The sequence below is a fragment of the Paenibacillus sp. FSL R5-0912 genome, assembly GCF_000758605.1.
Classification (GTDB): domain Bacteria; phylum Bacillota; class Bacilli; order Paenibacillales; family Paenibacillaceae; genus Paenibacillus_AQ.
Genome location: NZ_CP009282.1, coordinates 5,440,808 through 5,460,586, shown reverse-complemented (window position 1 = coordinate 5,460,586; position 19,779 = coordinate 5,440,808). Strand labels below are relative to the sequence as shown.

Annotated in this window: 13 protein-coding genes; 9 read left to right on the top strand and 4 right to left on the bottom strand. The window is 51.2% G+C overall.

Annotation, left to right across the window (positions count from 1 at the left end; all coding sequences use genetic code 11):
* The first annotated feature begins 17 nt into the window (after positions 1-17).
* Complete coding sequence (treR, locus tag R50912_RS23165; protein ID WP_042238218.1) at positions 18-737, top strand: trehalose operon repressor; 720 nt, start codon at positions 18-20, stop codon at positions 735-737.
* A 2-nt stretch (positions 738-739) separates the two neighbouring features.
* Here the strand turns inward: treR and R50912_RS23160 are convergent, their stop codons facing one another.
* The 4 genes from R50912_RS23160 to R50912_RS23145 form a co-directional block, all read right to left on the bottom strand.
* Entirely contained in the window at positions 740-1,807 is a 1,068-nt protein-coding gene (locus tag R50912_RS23160) for a sensor histidine kinase (RefSeq protein ID WP_042238217.1), read from the bottom strand.
* A gap of 2 nt (positions 1,808-1,809) precedes the next feature.
* Positions 1,810-2,508: a response regulator transcription factor gene (locus tag R50912_RS23155; RefSeq protein WP_042238216.1), complete on the bottom strand. Its 699-nt coding sequence runs from the start codon at positions 2,506-2,508 to the stop codon at positions 1,810-1,812.
* Between the two features lie 190 nt (positions 2,509-2,698).
* Positions 2,699-3,454: an ABC transporter permease gene (locus R50912_RS23150; RefSeq protein WP_042238215.1), complete on the bottom strand. Its 756-nt coding sequence runs from the start codon at positions 3,452-3,454 to the stop codon at positions 2,699-2,701.
* The gene (locus tag R50912_RS23145; RefSeq protein WP_042238214.1) at positions 3,432-4,370 is read right to left on the bottom strand and encodes an ATP-binding cassette domain-containing protein; all 939 of its coding nucleotides are present in this window, start codon (positions 4,368-4,370) and stop codon (positions 3,432-3,434) included. The genes R50912_RS23150 and R50912_RS23145 overlap by 23 nt, the downstream gene beginning before the upstream one ends.
* Positions 4,371-4,702: 332 nt before the next feature.
* Here R50912_RS23145 and R50912_RS23140 point away from each other — a divergent pair, with 332 nt between their 5' ends.
* The 8 genes from R50912_RS23140 to R50912_RS23105 all read left to right on the top strand — a co-directional run bounded on the left by R50912_RS23140 (position 4,703) and on the right by R50912_RS23105 (position 19,755).
* Positions 4,703-6,223, top strand: a complete 1,521-nt coding sequence (locus R50912_RS23140; RefSeq protein WP_042238213.1) for a glycoside hydrolase family 43 protein — start codon at positions 4,703-4,705, stop codon at positions 6,221-6,223.
* On the top strand, positions 6,220-7,221 hold the full coding sequence (locus tag R50912_RS23135) for a glycoside hydrolase family 43 protein (RefSeq protein WP_042238211.1): 1,002 nt from the start codon (positions 6,220-6,222) through the stop codon (positions 7,219-7,221). Before R50912_RS23140 ends, R50912_RS23135 begins: the two co-directional genes overlap by 4 nt.
* Positions 7,222-7,575: 354 nt before the next feature.
* Positions 7,576-12,615, top strand: coding sequence for an endo-beta-N-acetylglucosaminidase (locus R50912_RS33885; RefSeq protein ID WP_063840079.1), 5,040 nt, complete (start codon positions 7,576-7,578; stop codon positions 12,613-12,615).
* A gap of 137 nt (positions 12,616-12,752) precedes the next feature.
* Positions 12,753-14,579, top strand: coding sequence for a sensor histidine kinase (locus tag R50912_RS23125; RefSeq protein WP_042238210.1), 1,827 nt, complete (start codon positions 12,753-12,755; stop codon positions 14,577-14,579).
* The gene (locus tag R50912_RS23120; protein WP_042238207.1) at positions 14,572-16,089 is read left to right on the top strand and encodes a response regulator transcription factor; all 1,518 of its coding nucleotides are present in this window, start codon (positions 14,572-14,574) and stop codon (positions 16,087-16,089) included. The genes R50912_RS23125 and R50912_RS23120 overlap by 8 nt, the downstream gene beginning before the upstream one ends.
* A 195-nt stretch (positions 16,090-16,284) precedes the next feature.
* Positions 16,285-17,790, top strand: coding sequence for an ABC transporter substrate-binding protein (locus R50912_RS23115; protein ID WP_042238205.1), 1,506 nt, complete (start codon positions 16,285-16,287; stop codon positions 17,788-17,790).
* A gap of 91 nt (positions 17,791-17,881) precedes the next feature.
* Entirely contained in the window at positions 17,882-18,808 is a 927-nt protein-coding gene (locus tag R50912_RS23110; RefSeq protein WP_042238204.1) for an ABC transporter permease, read from the top strand.
* Positions 18,809-18,837: 29 nt separating this feature from the next.
* Positions 18,838-19,755 (top strand): carbohydrate ABC transporter permease, encoded by a 918-nt coding sequence (locus R50912_RS23105; protein WP_042238202.1) that lies wholly within the window; start codon positions 18,838-18,840, stop codon positions 19,753-19,755.
* The last annotated feature ends 24 nt before the right edge of the window (positions 19,756-19,779 follow it).

Below are 19,779 nucleotides of genomic sequence, written 5' to 3'. Positions count from 1 at the left end.
TAGGGCGGTGATCTATAATGAGAGAAAATATATATTTGCAAATCTACAATGAATACAGTAACCAGATCCATTCCGGCCAGCTGCTGCCGGGGACCAAGCTGCCTTCTGAAAGTGAGCTGGCCGAGGCGTACTGCACTTCGCGGGAAACGGTGCGCAAAGCGCTGAATCTGCTGTTCCGTGAGGGCTATATTCACAAAATCAAGGGCAGGGGCTCGTTTGTGCTGGATATGACCCGGATGGATTTTCCCGTTACCGGTCTGATCTCGTTCAAGGAAATGGCAGGTACACTCGGTGCTCCCTCACGGACACTGGTAGAGGAAACGGTGATGGAGCAGGCCGGCTCTGCGCTTGCCAGACAGCTGCAGGTTCCGGAGGATACTCCGGTATGGAAGGTGATCCGCGCCAGAGAGATAGAAGAAGAACGGATCATTCTGGACAAGGATTATTTCCGGGCAGATATTGTGCCGTTCTTAAGCGCAGAGATCGCGGCAGGCTCGATCTATGAATATCTGGAAGTGGAGCTGGGGCTGAAAATCAGTTATGCGAAGAAGCTGATATCCGTTGAGCCTGCGACGGAGGAGGATCACCGCCTGCTTGATCTGAAGAAATATACGCATATTGTCGTAGTGCGGAACTATGTGTATCTGGAGAATACGGTGCTGTTCCAATATACCGAATCCAGACACCGGCTGGATAAGTTTCAGTTCGTGGATTTTGCCAGACGGGTGCGGCGGTAATACTATGAGGTAAGCGGCAACGAAAAGAAAAAAACATTGCCGGCACCCGGCAGGGTGTGAACTCCGATGTCCCCGCCATGTGCTTCAATAATGTATTTGCAGATGGCAAGCCCCAGGCCGGCTCCCCCCCATTGGCTGGAGCGTGATTTATCCCCGCGGTAGAACCGCTCAAAGAGATGGGGCAAGTGCTCGGGTGCGATTTCTGTACCGTTATCACTCACACTCACATTCAGCCGCTTCCCGGTACGGGAAGCGGCTATGGTTATATGTGCCTCTTCACCTGCATATTTGGTGGCATTGCCGACTAAGTTGTTAAATACCTGTGTGAGGCGGACCGCGTCTGCCCGCACCCTTCCAGACGGAAAGGGACGGACCACACTTAATCTGGCCCTGCCCTCAGCAAATTCATATTCCAGCGGCCGCACGATGGACTCCAGCAGAAGATCGCATTCGATCTCTTCGTAGTTCATTTGCAGCTGCCCCGACTCCAGCTCCGAGAAGCGGAACAAATCCTCAATCAGATCGTTTAGCTTGTCTGTCTTGTCCCGGATGATCGATAAATAACGCTCGAATTTGACTCTATCCTGTGCGACGCCATCCTGCAGACCTTCCACATATCCCCTGATGGAGGAAAGAGGGGTTCGGAGATCATGGGAGATGCTCGCTATGAGTTCATTGCGTGCTTGTTCATAAGCGTCCTGGTTCACCTTGGATTCCAGCAGACGGGTTCTCATTAGCTCGAACACAGTGCTGAACTGGCCCATTTCGTCGTTGGCCCGGTAAGTGATCGGGCAATCCATGTTGCCCTGCACAATCTGTTCAGCCGCGAGCGTAAGCTCCCGGAGAGGCAGTAGAATTTTGCGGGTTATCGTTCGGGTCATCCAAATTGTACAGCAGATCAGCGGGAGAGACACCAGGATGACCACAGGGATCATTCCAGTGTAAGCTTTATCTGCAGGTGCGTTATTACTGTAACTGGTACCGATAAATATAGAAAAGAGAAGCAGCGGAAGCAGGATAATGATAAACATCGAAGTAACCATTTGAAAGCGGAGGCCCGGTTTCTTCATATTTATGTCCCCCCGTAAAATTTATAGCCTATACCTCGAACAGTAAGAATGTACCGGGGATTGGCCGGATCTATTTCGATTTTTTCCCGTATCTTTTTGACATGCACTGTTACCGTATTCAGATCTCCGTATTCGTGTATTCCCCAGGCACTTCCGAAGATCTGTTCACGGGTAAACACCTGATTGGGATGGATCGCAAGAAAGCGGAGCACCTCGAATTCCCGCGCTGAGAAATGAACGGTCTCCTTGCGTACCCGGACCTCATAGGCTTTGAGATCAAGCTCCAGGCCGGGATATACGACTGTGCTTTGTTGCTTTGAAGGTAGGGTTAACCCGTTGAAACGCCTCAGCTGAGCTTTAACTCTGGCTACAATCTCACCTGGACTGAAAGGCTTCACCACATAATCATCCGCTCCCAGACCTAGGCCCAGAATTTTATCGGAATCCCGTTTTTTTGCGCTGAGCATAATGATGGGAACATCGGACTCCGTACGTATTCTGCGGCATACCTCCATTCCATCAAGCAGCGGCAGCATAATATCAAGGACTACCAGCTGCGGATGAAACTGTCCGAAAGCCCGGAGCGCTTCTTCACCGTCAGGACAGATGATCACCTCATACCGCTCGATCTCCAAATAATCCTTGATCAGCTCGGCGATCTCCAGCTCATCTTCGACAATCATAATCCGTTCACTTGCCATAGTAAGGACACACCCGTTTTCATAGGATTGTTGTTCTAGTGACCATCATATATGATTTGGATATTTCCGTAAATCAGGACGTTTCAAAACCGATCATGGATAATAAGATTAAAACTGCGCCAGCAACAATGATCAACAGATAGAGAATGCGTTTTTTCATAGTCAGGTCTCCTAGGATTTAATGTATTGATTATTTGATTTCCATGTTCCGGAAGCTCATGATCCCAAGCCAGGCAAATACGAGAATAGTCGCAACGGGAATCAGGATTAAGAGAGTAAGCTCATACGTTGTCGGCGTTGGGGTGGCGATATCCATACTAAGCTTAAATACGGAATGCTCATAAAATTCTCTGTACACAGCCCATTTGCCGCTCAGCCACTCTGAGAGGGTGTCGAAGAAAAGCATTACCAGCAGCACCGCGCCAATCGTTATGCCGCTTATTGTTGTTGTGACAGCGAACACGGCAACCATGGAGGCAAAGGCAGCTGCATACAGTATCGTGAAGGCAAGTGTACGAAATAAATATAGGGCGGCAGGAATTTCCGGGAGGCTGCCGAAGCCATTCAGCAAACTGCCGGCTATCACACATATGACAGGGACGATTAAAGATAAAATGATGATTCCGATAGAGTAGGCCGTCAGCTTGGCAGTATAAATCTGTCTGCGGCTGTACCCTGAAGCAACCGAGATTTTCATAATCCCAAGGCCATGCTCACCTGAGAGAAAGAAGCCTCCTACTACGGCTAATGAGATTTTAAGCACAATCACATTCACTTGTACACCTTGGCCTAGCCCGGATATCCCGCTGAAAACCTTCTGATCTGAGCCCATATAATGGATAACTCCGGATAAGATGACCGCCACGAAGATAAAAGTGAAACAGAGAATCCGGAACGAGGGCTCTTTGTATAATTTGTACAGCTCAGACCGTAACAGATTTGCCATTTGCCGCCCCTCCAATCAGCTTGGTATAATACCGTTCCAGCATTTCGCCCTTCGGCATGAGCTGCTGGACTTCCAGACCTGCTGCAAACAGCTTAGCCGAGAGTGCGCCGGGAGGGCCGAACGGTTCATACAAGCGGATGATACCGTCAGCATCTACTTCATATTCCGTTGTCTGCCATTCTTCTTGTATAATTCCTATGGCCTTCTCTGGTGAGTCTACCTTAATGTGCAGGTATTGCCTGCACTTGGCCTGAAGCTCGCTTACAGACAACTGCTCCAGCATTCGCCCGTTATGAATAATCCCGTAATCCGTTGCCAGCAAATGAAGCTCGCTCAGAATATGGCTGGATATCAGAATACTAATGCCCTTGTCCCTGTTTAAATGAAGCAATAGTTCCCTTAATTCAACAACTCCCACAGGATCGAGTCCATTGGTAGGCTCGTCAAGAATAAGCAGCTCAGGGTGGCCGAGCAGTGAAACCGCTAGTCCCAGCCGCTGCTTCATACCCAAGGAGAAGTTGGCAGCGATTTTGCTGCCGGCCTGCTCCAGTCCTACCAGTGATAAGGTTTGGCGGATCTGCGCCTTGTCGCGGATTCCCTTTTGCAGCCGGAATACCTCCAGGTTCTCTGCGGCTGATAGATGAGGGAAAAGGGCGGGTGTCTCAATAGTCGTGCCCATCCTTTTTCTCGCCTGTACAAGCTGTGCGCCTTCCTTATATCCGAATAATTCGATTTGACCTGAGGTTGGCCTGGAAAGTCCCGCCGCTATCCGCATAAGGGTTGATTTCCCGGCACCGTTCTGGCCTATGAATCCATAGATGCTGCCCCGGCGTATCGACAGGTCGACACGGTCCAGTGCAGGGTGATGCTTGTAATGCTTGGATAATTGGCGTGCCTGAAGCACATATTCGCTCATGCGTTCTCCCACCTCATTTGATTTCTACGTACTTAAATTATCTGCCGGCTTTCTCTCATTCTAGCGGCGCGTTATAAACGTTCACCGCAGCTAATCTGAACAGTCCATAAAGATTTCATTAACATTTGATAAACATTCAGCAAAAAATGACCAATCCTTCAAATAAAATGGCGAGCAGTGGTCCCCAGTTTGAATTACAATTTCAATAGGATGGCAATTCTCATAATTTTCGGGGGAAGTCCTTTATTCTGCGTATGGGATAAAATAATTTCGGCTTGTAGAATGGTACTGAGGATTTGTAAACGCTTGCGCACCATTTCAGGGAGGCTATTATGTACTCAACAAATGTCAGGAACCCCGTGATCTCCGGCTACTATCCAGATCCGAGTGTAGTCCGTGTAAATGATGATTTCTATCTGATTAACAGCTCTTTTGAGTATTTTCCCGGCGTCCCTATCTTCCATAGCAAGGATCTGATCCACTGGACGCCCATAGGACATGTATTGACCCGGAATTCCCAGGTGAACCTGCGGACATGCCGTAGCTCTAGCGGTATATATGCCGCTACGATACGCCATCATGCGGGCCGTTATTATATGATTACTACGGATGTGAGGGGGATCGGTAATTTCTTCGTGACCGCGGACAAACCGGAAGGTCCCTGGTCGGAGCCGGTCCTGCTGCATTATGGGGGGATCGATCCGTCCCTGTTCTTCGATGAGGATGGGCGCGCTTACGTGACTGTGCAGAATGGAGCCGGCTATGAATCCCATATTATCCAGTACGAGATTCATCCGGAGTCCGGTGAAGTGCTGTCTGAGCCTGTGGAGATCTGGCGTGGGGATGAGGGTCCATGGGTAGAAGGGCCGCATCTGTATAAAATCAAGGGCGTCTACTACCTGATGACGGCATCGGGCGGCACCGCCCGGGATCACCGGGAGATCATTGCCCGCAGCAGCAACCCTTACGGGCCGTTTGAGGATAAGCCTGAACCTATACTGACCCACCGCGGGCTGAAGGAGCATCCGGTTCAATGCCTGGGCCATGCGGATCTGGTAGAGGATACGTCCGGGAAGTGGTGGGCCGTCTTTCTGGGCATGCGTCCGGTGGACGGCAAATACTCTCCGCTGGGCAGAGAGACCTTCCTGGCTCCGGTGACCTGGACCGAAGAAGGCTGGCCGGTGATTGACAACAATGAAGGAACCGTTGTCTCCGCTGAAAATTCCAGTCCGGATGACATTGTTCAGCGTTTGGAGCTGAGCGGCAGCTTCGGCCCGGAATGGGCTTTTCTGCGCAGCTATGAGGAGGAACGGTATTCCTGGACGGAGCATGAAGGTAAACTCGCTATCCTGGGGAATGCCTATACGCTGGATGACGAGGCGCCGGCAGTGTTGGCCTGTATCCGCCAGAAGCATCACCGGATGGAGATGGGCGTAAGTCTGGAATTTGATCCGGCGAAGGATGGGGAATATGCCGGACTGGCCGCCCGCCTGAACAACCGGGGCTATCTCTTCTGGGGACTCTCGGGCCGGAGTGGCAGACGGGTTATGGAGCTTACCGTCAAGGACGGGGATCAGAAGCAGATATATCATTACCCGGTTGGGAGCTCGGGAGAGATTCGGCTCCGCCTCCGTTCGGACGGTGAGGTCTATACCTGCTCGTATTCTGAGGATGGCCTCTCCTGGCATGACGCAGAGCAGAAGGTACATGTATCTGTCCTGTCACCTGAGGTGAACGGCGGATTCACCGGTGTCTGCCTGGGACTTCACGCCTCGGGAGAGGGTGCGGATGCTGCGGCTCCAGGTTATTTTGCCGAATTCTATTACACAAATACAAAAGGAGATGTCTTATGACACATTTGCCGAAACCTAATGAAGCGCTCGTTACCCACATCTATACTGCGGACCCGTCCGCCCATGTCTATGAAGGAAAAATCTATATTTATCCTTCCCATGACCTGGATCACGATGGACCGGATAATGATAACGGGGACCAGTATGCGATGGAAGACTATCATATTCTGTCACTGGATAATTTTGAGTCACCGGTAGTGGATCACGGCCAGGCGCTCCATCTGGATCAGATCCCCTGGGCCTCGAAGCAGCTCTGGGCTCCGGACGCAGCCTATAAGAATAATACCTATTATCTGTTCTTCCCGGCTCGTGATCACGACGGAATATTCCGGTTGGGTGTGGCAACCTCTGCTTCACCGGCAGGCCCGTTTGAGCCGCAGCCCGATTACATCGCCGGCAGCTATAGTATTGATCCGGCTGTATTGGTGGATGACGATAACCGGGCTTATATCTATTTCGGCGGTCTTTGGGGAGGGCAGCTGGAGAAATGGCAGACAGGCACATTCGTGGCGGATGCGGAAGGGCCTGCGCTGGATGCGCCGGCGATTGGGCCGCGTGTGGCGCTGCTGAGTGAGGATATGCTGTCTTTTCAGGAGCAGCCTTCTGAGATCTCAATTGTAGATGAAGAGGGGAACCCGATTCTTGCCGGTGACGAGCAGCGGAGATATTTCGAAGGACCGTGGGTTCACAAATACAATGATTATTACTATCTCTCTTACTCGACTGGAACTCAGCACACGCTGGTATATGCCGTCAGCCGGAATCCACAGGGTCCATTTACCTTTAAGGGAGAAATTCTCTCCCCGGTCATTGGCTGGACCACTCATCACTCCATCGTTCAATTCGAGGACAAGTGGTATCTGTTCTATCACGACAGCTCGTTATCGGGCGGTGTGAACCATAAGCGCAGCGTGAAATATACCGAGCTTAAGTATAATGAAGACGGAACAATTCAGAAGATTGATCCATACCCGGCCTCTACTGAATCAGCGGAGTAATCCGCAAGCCCAGCAGCATGCAGTACAGCAGCCTGTATGACAGCAGAACAAACGGCAGCTTCCCCGCGGAGGCTGCTTTTTTGCTGTATGTAGAGTGAACAATTTATCAGAGCATGCCTCAGGACTATTGGAGATGTGCTCTATTTGGTTATGGGCCGTTGCAGACTTTCCTTTAATTTGACCAGTGTATCTTTAATTTCGCTTCTACTTGGACTGGTAGTTCCTGCTATATATTAAATTTGGACAGAGAATAGAAGGGGGGTACAGCAGGGTTTTTATGAATGCGTTTCCAATATTGCGCCGTTTGAGCAAGCAGAATCCAAGAACATCCCCATTACATGAGGAGAGTGGACCATGATATCTCATACCCAAACACGAAAACTTCGCAGGCTGACTTCAACCGTAATAAGTGCGGCGCTACTTGCAGGCTTGCTGCCGCAGACTGTCCTGGCCGGAGATACCTGGCCGTTCAAAGGGGGCAGCGCGCATGGAGCTAACCAGCCGAGTGTACATGGCTACACCAGCAATCAAATTGCGGGTTGGAGTCCTGAGACCGATCCGGATGCGGAACTGCTTCGTTCCCGCGTGCCTTTACAGAAGCGGATTGCATCTTTCACGGCTACACAGGCTAATCCAAAGCTGAGTCCGGATGTCAAAATGATGAATGTCGCAGGCGATTATGGAAATGCTTTCATTGAAAATGCTCCTTATACCAACAAGTTTGCCCAATATCACTTCAATTTCTGGCAGTATGTTGATTATTATTCGTATTGGCATGGTACGGCAACGGCATATACACCGCCGGAATATTACGATGATCTGGCCCAGTCCGACTGGCAGCAGAAGTGGTTTGAGTTCGGCATGCTGAATATTCCCAATCCAACCTATACGGATGCCGCGCACAAGAATGGGGTCATGTCGCTGGCCGGTGTGTTTTTCTCCAACAATGACCGCGGACAGCAAACGTACAAACAAATGATTGTGAAGGATGAGAACGGTGACTTCCCGGTGGCCAGGAAAATGATTGAAATGGCCAATTACTTCGGCTTCGACGGCTATTTCCTTAATCAGGAAGAGCTGAATCCGAACGTTGCTCCAGCCGATATTCCCGATTACATTGCTTTCATGAAGGTGCTGCAAAAAGGCGGGTTATACGTCCAGTGGTACGATTCTTTAACTACGAACAACGGTTCCAATACCTTTACAAGGACCTTTAGTAATAACAATATTTCGATGCTGTATGATAAAACGGCAAAAGAGCCGGTTTCAAACTCCTTTTTCTTCGATTACGGAGTGAATAGTACCCATATTAATACAGCGATAGGCTATTTGACTGGAATGAATGAGGATGAAGGGACAAATTACAATCTGTATGATATTGGCTTTGCAGGACTTGAAGCAGGCCGTGACCGTTTCAAGAGCGTACAGGGAACAGCTCTGAAAGACAAGTTGACAGCAGGCGGAGCTCCGCGTTTAAGCATCGCTACGCTCGGAGCCGATTTCGTCCATGCCGGTCTTGACGAGGATATGGGACAAGCGTGGCCTGTCTCGAGGCGTACAGACAATGATTACCAGTGGATGGCCAATCTGCGGGAGCAGCTCTGGTGGTCAGGTCCGAATGTGAATCCCGGCAATACAACTGTTTCGCCCGCGAATACGGTGGCGGATGTCTATGCGGATAACCGCTACTGGCCGGGAATTTCTTCGGTCATTGCGGAACGCTCAGTGGTACAGAATTCCAACTTCTATACGAATTTCAATACCGGACATGGTATCTCCTATTATGTTAACGGGGAGAAGTCAAATCAGGAAGAATGGTCCAACATGAGCCTTCAGGATATTCCTGTAACGTGGCAGTGGTGGCAGGATACCCTGGGCAACCGCTTGACGGTTGATTATGACTACGGTCCGGAATATACAATGACAGACAATTCACGTATGAGCTATAAGCAGATCGGCGGCTTCAACGGAGGCAGTTCACTGGTTGTGAACGGGGCGCTGGACAAGGAGAATTTTCTCCGTTTGTACAAGAGCAACCTGTCTGTACAGGCAACGTCCCAACTGTCGATTGCTTATAATAAGACTTCAGCCGACGATGCTTCTGTCTTGAGTGCAGGCCTGATCTTCAAGGACAATCCGTCCAAGGTAGTCAAGGTTCCTGTGGAGATCAGCGGTAAACAAACCATGGGCTGGGTAACGGCAGAGGTAGATCTGGGGGCTTACGCAGGTAAAGAAATTGCGGCCTTTGGCCTGGTGTTTACACCGGGGGCAAGCACAATCGCCGATTATCAGGTAAACATCGGTCAAATCCGCATCTCGGACGGTTCAGCCGTGAAGCCGGCCGCGCCAACCCATCTGGTGGTTGCGCAGGCCTTGCCGAATACGAATGAAATGATTTTGAAGTGGGATCTAAACAGCGATTATTCCAAGGTGAAGCAATACAATGTATATGTGAACGACATCTTTATGGGCGGCAAATATGACGAAACGTTCTACATCAAACAGCTGCCAGCCAAATCCGGTATAATTAAAGTCATTCCTGTAGGAGCGGACGGAGTAGAAGGGGAAGCGGCTACAGTGTCCTTTAATTTGGACTCGGCGGTATCGGGTATTGAAGCCGAATCAAGCGAGAACGGCGATCTCCTGGTCAAGTGGTCCGGTTCAGACGCTGCCGGGAACGTTAAGGTGACGGTGAAATCGGTAAACTGGATTACAACCGCAGAACCTGTCTCCAGACAATTGATCCTGCCGCAAGGGACAACCTCGGCATTGTTCAGCGATATGCCAATTAATGGGGACGAGTACACTGTAACCATCCAGGCAGGCAACTCCGACATTGTAACCTATAATGGTACGTTCATTGACAAGCTGTCGGAGCCTTATGCCGAAGCATGGTCCTGGAATGGAAATACACTGAGCCTGCCAATGCCGAACACACGGGACTGGAGGTACATGTACGTCTATGAAGACGGAGTTCCTAAATCTTTTGCGGTAACCTATTTCTCAGGGGCAGCAGCGCAAAAGCCGATGATTATCCGCGGCCGCACCACGAAGGCGAGTCTTAGCTTTACGTCGACCAAAGCAGTAACAGTGGTGATGGAGGATTACAGCGGAAACAAATCCCAGCCGCTGCAGCTGGATAAGCGGTACAATGTAACCCTTAACAGTAACGGCGGCCAGCCGAATGCGAAGGTTGTTCAGGTTATGAACGGTGCGCTTGTGACTGCACCGAATGTGGCGAGAGAAGGTTATGTGCTGGAAGGCTGGTATAACGGTAATGTGAGATGGCACTTTGCCTCTGACACGGTGAATGGTCCGCTTACGCTTCAGGCGAAATGGACCGCGCTGCCGCCGGATGTACAGGTGGTCAGTGAAGGCTCGTTCCGGGCAGGACAGGATGGGGTGCTTCGCGCTGTTGGTAAAGGTTCCGGCACATTAGTCTATGCCTGGTATGTCGATCAGGGAGAAGGATACGGTGAAGTTATTGCCGCTGGCGACACGCTGACACTTACAGATCTGACAGAAGATATGAGCGGTTACCGCTATAAGGTCATTGTGACCGGCGAAGGAGGCTTGACCGCAGAGAAGGAATATAACCTGCAGGTGCTTCCGGCGGAAATCCAATGGATGACCCCGGCCTTTGTGATGGACTTGCCATCGGTACTTGAGACTGTTGGCGGGGAGCCGATCGCGCTTGCCGTCGATACATCAGGAGATATTGCCTCGATTGAGTGGGAAAGAAAGCGTGCTGCCGATGAGGAATGGCAGACGGTTCCGGGCGTTACCGGTGCGGTATACCGGTTCAATCCATTATTTGAAGAGGATGGAACGAATTATCGTGTTGTGCTGACCGGCAAAGAGGCCACAGACCCGGCGCGTATCGTTGGCTCACCGCTGGCACTGAAGGTCTATCCGCAGCATGAAGCTCCAGCGATTGCTTCATTTACGGCGACAAGCCAGTCGGTAATGGAAGGTAACGATGTGACCTTTACAGTTGTTGCCGATTCCGTTTATGGTGAAATGGGCTACAGCTGGTTCAAAGATGATCTGGTTATAGAGGGTGCTCTTGGCAGCAGCCTGACCCTTGCCAAGGCACAACTTTCTGATACGGGCGTTTATAAGGCGCGTGTAGAGAATACCCGCATCGTTGGCGGCCGCCCTTATGTGGACGCGGCGGATACAGAGGTTATTACTCTGACTGTAAACCGTCAGCCGGTGACGCCGACGAATCCCCCGTTGACGGCAACCTATCCTCCGGTGGCTGCTCTGCCAACAGCAACACCTGTACCGGCTGTAACACCGGCGCCTGCGACTGCAGCTGCAGTGATATCAGCCGCACAGTTGGGCAGTCCGGCCGTGAACGGTGTAGTTACCGTGCAGATACAGCAAGCGGTTAGAGTTGAGCTTCCGGTTAACGCCGGTGAGCTGCTGGGAACGAATTCCCTGCGTGTGCAAGGAGACAGAATCGGGCTGATGCTGACACCAGACCTGCTGAAGCAGCTGGCCGAAGCCGTGCCTGCTGCCCAGGGCAACGGTGCAAAGATCGTGCTGCAAGCAGAATTCAAGGCACTTGCACAAGCTTCGCTGAAGACGGAAGCCGGTGTATCGCTTAAGGGACAACTCCTGGACTATGATCTGAGCCTGTCCCTTGCAGATGGAACCGTTAAGCGTCCCGGCAGTTACGCTTCTCCTGTTAGGATAAGCTGGCCAGCCGGTGAAGGACTTCATCCGAAGCTGCTTGGCCTGTACCGTGTAGGAGGTGACGGCGCACTCGCCTATCTGGGCGGAGCGGCTGAAGACGGTGGATTTACGGGACTTCTTGACGGCAGCGGCAGGTACGCACTGCTGGAGTATACGAAGCAGTTCAACGATGTTCCGGTTACGCACTGGGCCTTTGAAGCCCTGCGTGAGCTGTCTGCGAAGCATCTGATCAAGGGGATATCGGAGCAGGCTTATCAGCCGGGCCGGAATATTACCCGGGCTGAATTCGTGCAGCTGATGGCCGGTACGCTGCAGCTAAGCGGTAACGGCACCACTTCCTTCGCTGATGTTCCGGCAGGCGCCTGGTATCAGCAGGCACTCTCTGGCATGGTCCAGGCCGGTCTGATTACCGGCCGTACGCCGGAGTCCTTCCAGCCGGCTGCAGCAATCAGCCGGGAAGAGATGACCGTCATTCTGATGCGCGCTTACCGGCTGCAGCAGGGTTCAATCCCGGCCGCAGCGGGCAGCCTGTCTATTAAGGATGCTGGAGACATCTCCGGCTGGGCAGCGGATCAGGTGGCTGAAGCCGCTGCGCTTGGCCTCGTGAAAGGGCGGGCTGATGGAACTTTTGCACCCAAAGCTCCCGCCACCCGGGCAGAAGCTGCGCAGATGCTGCTGAATTATTTGAATTAAGCCTGGCGGGCGGTAAGGAAATACCGCCGGCTCAAGCCATAAACAAGGCGCTCACCCCCTGAACAGCATTTAGGGGGGAGCGCTTCTTGTGTATCATAATGATAAGCGTAAGCTGACATACTTTAAGGAGGTGGACTATGCGGAGTAATTCCCTGTACCGCAAGTATTTTAAAGATAATATGTTTATGCGCTTCACTCTTATTGTCTCCTGTATCTTCATTGCAACGATTATTGCCTTCTCGTATCTGGTGCTGATGCTGATCTCGGATTCTGCGGTGCAGCGGCAGATGGATATCCAGCGCAAGACGATGGAGAGTATCAGCAACTATGTGGAGAACAAATACCAGTCCGTCCAGGATATGATCCGTGATGTGTACCGGGACGGCAGCCTGGCGAGCAATACCACCTTTCTGCTGGAGCACCCCTTCGGCGAATATGTCGAGCACAGGCTGGACCGCTACCTGCTCGGGGATCAGACGACCTCTAACGCCGTACAGTATTTCCAGAACAAGATCGACGATGATCCGGATATCCGCAGCCTGATGCTGTACAGCGCCAATCAGCAGGTGATGTACTATTACGACAACCGCAGGCAATTTGACCGGGTATCCACCAATGCGGCCCATTCCTTTGTCCCGGATTCGATGGTTCTGGATGAAGAGAGCCTGGTTTCCGTGCCGAATATATGGGTGCTGAAGAGCATCGGCATGCCGAGAGCCCCTATGTTCTCGGTGAAGATTCCCATTAACAATAAGTCGTCGCTGCTCAATATCGGCCAGATGCTGGTCTACTTCGACTCCGAATCCATCTGGCAGTCCATGCATAACTATAAGCAGGATTTCAAAGGCGAGATTCTTGTGCTCTCCGCCCAGAATGAAGTCATCTTTGACACTTCGGGTCAAGGGTACGGCCGGAAATATATGAAGCTGCAGGGGGCGAACTCCGGGGAGGAAATCTCTATGGACGGAATGGTGGTCACCAGCCTGACCCAGAGCCAGGCCGGCTACACGGTGGTCAGTCTGATCTCCAAGAAGGAGCTTGCCGAAACCTATAGCAGCGCACGCAATACTATTGTTACGATTGCCCTCGTCTGTATCCTGTTCGCCGTGCTGCTGCCGGCGATGTTTATTTCGAATTTTGCCAAACGGACGCACCGTATTATCCGCTTCACCCGGAAAGTGAAAAACGGGGATTTGAACACCCGGATTATAGACAACCGTGAGGATGAACTGGGCCAGATTGCCAAGAGCTTCAACAGCATGCTGGATGAACTGAACCAGTACATTGATCAGGTGTACAAAGCTGAAATCAAGCAGAAGCATACGGAAATCGCTACGTTGGAGGCAAGGGTGAATCCGCATTTTCTCTACAATACGCTGGAGGTTATACGGATGCGGGCGATTTCAAGCGGGGCGAAGGATGTGGGCGAGATGATCTACAGCCTGTCTGTGCTGTTCAAATCGTATGTTCGTCCGAAGGCGAAATATACGTTCAAGGATGAACTCGAAGCCTGCCGTATGTATCTGGAGTTGTTCCGGATCCGTTACAAGGACCGGTTCTCCTATACCATTGAATGCAGTAAAGAGCTGGAGCCTATTCCTGTACTCAAAATGTCCCTTCAGCCCGTGATTGAAAACTATATTCTGCACGGCATGCGCACCGGACAAACCGGTAATGTGATCAGCATCAGGGTCCATCCGGATGATCACAACAATATAAGGGTTGTTGTCTCGGACAACGGCCTGGGGATTGCCGGGGAGAAGCTGAACCAGCTCCGGCTGGGCCTGGAGGATAACCGTGAATTGTCCGGATCAGAGTCATTCGGGCTGCGGAGCATTCATGAGCGGTTAAGGCTGATGTACGGCAAGCCGTACGGGGTTGAGCTGGCCAGTGAAGCAGGAGCCGGAACCGAGGTCACTATAACTTTTCCATATCCCGTCAAGGAGGAGACAGATCATGTATAAGGTGTTTATTGTTGATGATGAGCCGTTCATTCTTAGCGGCCTGCAGGATATATTGGACTGGGAGCAGCTGGGCCTTGCGATTGTGGGACAAGCCGAGAACGGGCAGGAGGCGCTGGAGCAGCTGCGGGAGGTGCCTGCCGATATTCTCATTACCGACATTTCAATGCCCGTGATGACCGGCCTAGAGCTGATCCGTGCGGTCCGGGAATTCCGTCCGGAGCTGAAGGTGGTTGTGCTGAGCGGATATGATGAATTCATATATGTCAAAGAAGGCCTGTCACTGGGGATTGAGAATTATCTGCTCAAGCCGATCAATCTGGAGGAATTCCGGAGCACGCTGGAAACGATTGTGGAGAAGCTTGATGTCTCCAGGCTGGGTACGCAGTGGTGGGAATATACGAACTCTGTGCTGAAGGATAATGTGCTGCTGCGCTGGATGCGGGGGCAGATTGATCCTGAAGAGCGGTCCGAACGGCTGAATCTGATCGGCCTGCCGCTCGGCGGGCGTTATGTTCAAGTTGCCCTGGTGCAGGCAGAACCGGCTACGGAAGCCTTCAGGAAGAACGTGGAGGAGCTGGTCGGCGCACAGACCTCATTCTTCATGTTCTGGGATTCCGACAATGATCTGGTGCTCATACATAATTATGAAGAAGCCTCCAAGGGAGCGGAGCAGATGGCAGTCATGCTCCAGGAGATCACCGGCCTATGCGCTACAGGCCAAGGTGTGCGGGCGGCCGTAGGCTCGGCTGTGGAGGGAGTGGATGCTGCACCCTTCAGCTATGAGCAGGCGAAGCAGACCCAGGAATTCATGGAGATCCATCCGGCACGGAGCCTCATTTATTATGAGCAGCTGAAGGACCGGAAGGAGGATCTGGGGGCGGTTTTGCCGGAGGACTGGAGCGAATATTCCAAGCTGATTATGGGCAAGAATCTTCCAGCATTGACAGAGAGAATTGAATTGTATTTCTCCGGGAAAGCTATGGAGTCCCTAACACCCGAGCTGCTCCGGGAGATTTCCCTGGAATGGATTCTGTATTTCCGCATGCTGATTAAGGAAATCCGCAGTGAAATGGAACGGGAGCTTATTGCACAGGGGCTGACCGCGATCCACAGGACGAATTCGCTGCCCGGGCTGTCCGCCGCAGTCATGCAGACGGCCGGAAGCATCATCGAGCTGCTGGACCGTGAGCTGAAGAGTCCAGTTGTGAACCAGGTGCTGAATTACATAGAGAAATCCTACAGTGAGGATCTGTCACTGAAGAAGCTGGGCTTCATGTTCAATATTCACCCGGTGTACCTGGGCCAGCTATTTCACAAAATGACCGGTGAATCGTTTGCGGAATATATGAACCGTTACCGGATTGAGAAAGCAAAGGAGCAGCTCCGCTCGACAAACAACAAGGTACATGAGATCGCACGAAGTGTCGGCTACTGGGAAATGGGCTATTTTTATAAACAATTTAAGAAATACGTTGGCATCTCACCGACAGAATTCAAGGGGCTGCTCTAAGCAGCTCCTTATTGATAGATATATGTTATGTTTGGGGTTTAATTTCTTTATTTCATACCTGAATATATATAGTTTCTCTTCTATTTGAAAATGCTTTCATCTTATAAAGTAAAGGTATAGCTCATGGAAACCTGCAGCCGGGAATGCCCGGCAGGCCTGAATTTCCGGACGGCTAATTAAAAGGGGGTACGGCAAATGAGTAAGAAAAAGAAACACTTCTCCTTGTTGTTGACAACGCTTTTAACCGTTTCACTTGCGCTTAGCGCATGTGGGGGGAACACTAAGAACAATGCAGGCGGGGAAACGGCTTCAGGAGGCAACAAAGCTACGGAGTCTACGGAGAAGCCTGTAGAGCTGATCTGGTACACTATCGGGCCGCCGCAGAAGGATATGGATAAGGTGCTTGCAGAAGTCAATAAATACACGCTTGAAAAAATCAACGCAACACTCGATATCAAAATGCTCGACTTCGGGGACTATACGCAAAAAATGCAGGTCATGGCTGCTTCGGGCGAGCCTATGGATATCCTGTTCACCTCTTCCTGGGCCTTCGATTATGTGCAGAATGCACGTAAGGGCGCCTTCCTGCAGCTCGATGATCTGCTGAAGAACCAGGGCAAGGGCATTGTAGATACGATTGATCCGGCATTCATGGAAGGCTCCAAGGTTGACGGCCATAACTATGCCATTCCGGCCAATAAAGAGCTTCCGGCTCAAGAAGTCTTCCGCTTCAATAAAGAGCTGCTGGACAAATACAAGCTTGATCTGACCAGCGTGAAAACGATGGCCGATCTGGAGCCGCTGCTCAAAACCATCAAGGAAAACGAGCCTGGAGTGACCCCGTACGCTATGGTCAAAGACTTCATGCCGATTATGCCATTTGACTATGTGATCGAGAAGATGCCGATGGCAGTATATATGGACACCAAGGACTACAAAGTGGTCAACATCCTTGAAACTCCTGAGATCAAGGAAGCGCTTAAGACGGTCCGCAAATTCTATCAGGCGGGTTACATCTCTCCTGAAGTAGCCACTACATCATCGGTGGATGACTTGTACAAAGCCGGCAAATGGTTCACTGACCGCGCATCTACCCAGCCGATGGCCGACAATCTGTGGTCAGTAAGCTACGGGTATCCGGTTGTGTCAACACCAGCCAGTCAGCCTTATATCTACAACTGGTCCGTCATGGGCTCCATGCAGGCGATCTCCGCCAACTCCGAGTATCCTGAGAAAGCCATGGAATTCCTGAACCTGCTGAATACAGACCCTAAGCTGCGCAACATGATTGACTCAGGCATCGAAGGCGTACATTACGAGAAAATCAGCGACAACATGATCAAGAACCTCCCGGATGCGAAGAACTACGATATGCCGACGTTCTCCCTGGGTAACATTATGATCAACTATCTGAATGAAGGCGACCCTGAGAACAAATGGGAAGAATTCAAGAAGTTCAATGATGCCGGTATCAATGCACCGCTGCTCGGCTTCAACTTCGATACTTCCAAGGTGACGAATGAAATCGCCGCCGTTCAGAACGTGAAGGAAGAATTCTGGGCACCGCTGATGACCGGATCTGTAGATTCGGAAGAATACCTGACCAAGGCCAATGAGAAACTAAAAGCCGCCGGTCTGGATAAAATCATTGCCGAAGCCCAATCACAGATCGACGCCTGGAAAGCAGCGAACAATAAGTAGCATTCTATTCAAGGATCGGGCGGGTGATTAGACTTTGCCCGGTCTTTTTGTATCAACGGAAGAATTTTCCGGTATAGGAGGAACTAGGAGTATGGGGAAAATAGGAAAGTCCGCCAAAGATGTGTTGAGAAATAAAGTGCTGCTGTTTATGGTTCTGCCGGGCACGCTGTGGTTTTTATTCTTCTCCTACCTGCCGATGGTGGGTACGGTCATTGCCTTTAAGGAGTACCGCTTCAGCCGGGATGGCTTCTGGGCCAGCATCATCAATAGCAAATGGGTCGGCTGGGATAATTTCAAGTTTCTGTTCAGCACCAATGATGCCTATCTGATCACACGTAATACTCTTTTGTATAATTTAGCCTTCATCATCCTTGGCCTGATCCTGTCGGTGGTGATGGCGGTGGTGCTGTCCGAGATTGCCAACAAGAAGCTTGCCAAGTTCTATCAAACAGGCATGTTCCTGCCATACTTTCTGTCCTGGGTCGTTGTGGGATACTTCGCATTCAGCTTCCTTAGCTCGGAGCGGGGGCTGCTCAACGCCATGTTCGGCAGCAATATCTCCTGGTACTCTGAATCGAAATACTGGCCGTTCATTATTATATTCGTGTTTCTATGGAAAGCCGTCGGCTATAACAGCGTGGTCTATCTCGCCGCAATTATGGGTATAGACAAGTCCCTCTACGAAGCGGCCATGATCGACGGGGCCAGCAAATTCCAGCAGATCCGCGGGATTACGCTGCCGATGCTGAAGCCGATCATCACCATTATGACCTTGCTTGCTATAGGGAAGATATTTTATGCCGACTTCGGACTGTTCTATCAGGTGCCGAGAGATTCGGGGACGCTCTACAGCGTGACCAACGTAATTGATACGTATGTGTACCGTGGACTCAAGACTACCGGCGAGATCGGAATGAGTACGGCTGCGGGCTTATATCAATCCGTTGTAGGGTTCGTGCTGGTCATTACCTCTAATTACATCGTGCGTAAATTCGATAAGGACAGTGCATTATTCTAGGGAAAAAGAAGGAAAGTGAGGTCATCCAAATGTCTGCTAATCCAGTGAAATCGCGCGATTTCCACAAGCTGTCGCCGGTGTGGAATATTATCTTCAATTGTATCGCCGGGGGCTTTGCCATCCTGTGTATCTTCCCGTTCCTGTTCGTCGTACTCATCTCGTTCACGGACGAAGGGGCGCTTGCGCGGGACGGCTATCAATTAATCCCGGCCAAATGGAGTCTGGAAGCCTACAAATATGTATTCGGCTCTGGGGACACGCTGCTCCGTTCCTATGGGGTGACCATTGCCGTAACCGTCATTGGCACGCTTGTCAGCCTGATCATTATTTCACTTTATGCCTATGCCATTTCACGTAAAAGCTTCAAATACCGCAATTTCTTCGCGTTTTTCGCGTTTTTCACCATGCTGTTTAACGGAGGGCTGGTTCCTACCTATATTGTAGTGACACAGATGCTCGGTTTGAAGGACACCATCTGGGCACTGGTGCTGCCGCTGGCCGTCAATGCTTTTTACATTATGATCCTGCGTACCTTCTACATCACCAGCGTGCCGGATGCCCTGATTGAGTCGGCCAAAATCGACGGCGCCGGAGAGTTCCGCACCTTCCTGGGAATCGTGCTGCCGCTGTCCTTGCCGGGCCTCGCTACAATCGGGCTGTTCAGCACCCTGGGGTACTGGAATGACTGGTTCAATGCCCTGCTCTATATTGATAATCCGAATCTGGTGCCGCTGCAGTCGATGCTGATGCGGATTGAGACCAGTATGCAGTTCATTATGCAGAACTCGCAGAACAGCTCGCTCAGCCTGGAGGCACTCCGCAATATGCCGCAGGATACCTCGCGTATGGCGATGGTGGTACTGGCTACCGGGCCGATTATTTTTGCGTATCCGTTCTTCCAGCGTTACTTCATCCAGGGTCTTACCGTGGGTGCGGTTAAAGAGTAGGGGTCTAGAGGAGTACAACAGGAG